This is a genomic window from Acinetobacter sp. IRS14, from assembly GCF_034650275.1.
Taxonomy (GTDB): Bacteria; Pseudomonadota; Gammaproteobacteria; order Pseudomonadales; family Moraxellaceae; genus Acinetobacter; species Acinetobacter oleivorans.
Genome location: NZ_JAOVFN010000048.1, coordinates 1 through 2,796 on the forward strand (window position 1 = coordinate 1; position 2,796 = coordinate 2,796).

The 2,796-nt window shown below is 38.3% G+C and carries 2 protein-coding genes; both read right to left on the bottom strand.

The window, feature by feature from the left end:
- Positions 1–173: 173 nt before the first annotated feature.
- Positions 174–1,073 (bottom strand): hypothetical protein, encoded by a 900-nt coding sequence (locus ODQ17_RS18945; RefSeq protein WP_322905596.1) that lies wholly within the window; start codon positions 1,071–1,073, stop codon positions 174–176.
- Between the two features lie 119 nt (positions 1,074–1,192).
- A complete protein-coding gene (locus ODQ17_RS18950) occupies positions 1,193–2,614 on the bottom strand; it encodes an amino acid permease (protein ID WP_005300929.1) in 1,422 nt (473 codons plus the stop codon).
- Positions 2,615–2,796: the final 182 nt, after the last annotated feature.

Consider the following 2,796-nt stretch of genomic DNA (forward strand, 5'->3'; position numbering starts at 1 on the left):
CCCGGTTACCGCCGTGAAAGGGCGATGTCCTAGGCCTCTAGACGATAGGGACGTTTCAGAGGTGGGCGTATATTAGGTCGATTTAATAAAAGTGTCAAATAGTTTTCTGAAGAAATATTAAAAAAAACAGTCAACCGATTAAAAATAACTCTAATTGTAGAAAATATATACATTTATCCTTCATTTTTCTGAAAAGGCTCAATAATTGCCTTTATAACGGACGGATGTTGTAGATACCCTAAAATCTCATGCGGCTGGTTGGCAAAGGTATAGATTTTCTGATTAATAATTGGAGGATCAAAATTAAATGGGGCCTCACATAGTGGAAATGCAGTTAGAAAATCGTCTTGAGAGTAAAAATTAAACCAATCACCGTGAATACATGATGGCCTAACAATTGGAATCGGAAGCTTACTTTGAATTACGCGAAAAGATAAAGGAGAAGCTAACGTTATAAATCGTTTAATTGAGAACCGATATGCAGGGTTTGAAAGTAGGTTAAAAGCAATAACTGAGCCGAGAGAGTGCGCAACGACAATATAATCATCTTCCTCTCGCATTTTCTTTAAAATCCGCTCATTCACTTCCTCCATAAATTCAGGATTAGATAAGTACATATAAGTTTCAATCAGAAACTGTTGTATCAAGCTCTCATGCAATTTAGGAAAGTTATTTAAAAGAACAACCAGCTCTTTGAGTACGCGGTCCTTTACGAGCTGAGAAGTGAGATAAAGGCGTTCTGAAAAGCTTTTTTCAGCTTGGTCAGTTGCTGGTAGCAATAAAGGAACAAATGGAGTGTGTTCCTTGGTAGGAGGATTGCTGTGATGTAAGTGAATGGGTAAATAATTATTTATAAATGACTTGGGTAATAAAGTATTTAGGTCTAATTGATTGCTCAATTGATATTTAGTCATTAGATCGCCATAAAATGGCATGTGAATATGAAGATCACGCACGTTAACTTTGCAAGGCATCTGTTTTAGGCCAAGCTTAAATACTTTTAGCCAATGCTCTTTTAAGCGATGAGCAGTGTAATTCTGTTGGTTCATCCCGTGGATAAATATAATTTTCATTCTATACAAGGAATTGTTTTTAATATAAATTTTAATCTACAACGGTACGTTATATAAAACCAGTATGTAGGCAAAAAAAAGTGTAGCTTTTTGCTACACTTTAATTCAATCAAAGCGATTTAGGCTTTATTGCGGTAAAAAATAAAATAGCTGACATAACATAAAGCTGTAAAAATAAGACAGCCCACAAAACCAGCACGCATTTCAGGGTCTGCAGCCATACTTAAGCAAGTAATAAAGCAGAAAATAAAACCTAAAATTGGAACGATAGGGAATAATGGAGCGGCATATTGTAAGTCTTTAACAGTATGGCCAGATTTATACCATTGGCGGCGGAAATTGAACTGACTTAAACAAATGCTCATCCAGACAATAACCATGGTAAAAGCAGCTACACCGAGTAGATTCTTAAAAATGGTCTCTGGTGCAAATTGCTCTGATAACAAACCAGGAATTGCTCCAAACATTGTTACAACTAGGGCAACAATAGGTGTCCCACTTCTTGAAAGTTTGGAAAATACGCTAGGTAATAATTTTTGTTCTGACAGTGACCACATCATGCGTGAAGCAGCGTAAAGTCCTGAGTTTGCTGCTGAAAGCAGAGCGGTAATAATTACAAATCGAATAATGTCATCCGCATATGGAATGCCAATATAATTAAATACAGTAACAAATGGACTGCTACTTACGCTTTCACCGCCTAAACCTGCAAGCTGGAAGGGAAGCAAGGCGCTAATAACAATAATGGTACCCACAAAGAAAATAAGAAGACGCCAAATTGCAGCATTAATTGCTTTGGGTACATTCTGAGCTGGATCTTTGGTTTCACCTGCTGCTACGCCAATTAATTCTGTTCCTGAGAAAGCAAAGTTAACAATCAGCATGGTGGTGAAAATAGGAATTAAACCATGTGGGAACCAGCCTTGCGCTGTAAGGTTGCTAAATAGTGGTGCAGTTTGGCTGCCATGAAAAGGAATTAAACCAAAAATTGCTAGTAGGCCGAGCACAATAAAAGCAATCACGGTAATGACTTTAACAAGAGCGAGCCAAAACTCAGACTCAGCAAAAATTCGAGTTGAACTAATATTTAAGCCAAAAATAGTGATTGCAAAAACAATTGTCCAGATCCACATTGAAATATGTGGGAACCATTCCTGCATGAGTAATGCCGCAGCTGTGAACTCAGTTCCAAGCGTTGCAGTCCAGGTCAGCCAGTACATCCAAGAAATCATATAGCCAGTACTAGGACTAATATATTTTTTGGCATAAGCACCAAAAGAGCCTGAAACAGGCATGTGTACAGCAAGCTCTCCTAGGCAAAGCATGACCATGTAAGCGATCGCGCCACCAAGTATATAGGCAATAATTGCGCCAATAGCTCCAGTTTGTGAAATGACTTCCCCTGAACCTAAAAAGAGACCAGTTCCGATAGCTCCGCCTAGTGATAACATCACAAGATGGCGAGTACTCATGGCTCTTTTTAAAGGTGCAGTACTGTTCTGATGCTGATGAGCATCTAGTTGATTGTCAGATGGCTGCATATTACACATTGAGAGAATTAAGAAAGACGCTATTTTAGATAAAATAGACAAATGTGCAATCTAGAAAGAGATAAAGAATAAACAGTAAGGTGACGATAGAGTCTTTTTATAATTTTTAAAGCAGAATATGGCGTCCCTACGGGGATTCGAACCCCGGTTACCGCCGTGAAAGGGCGATGTCC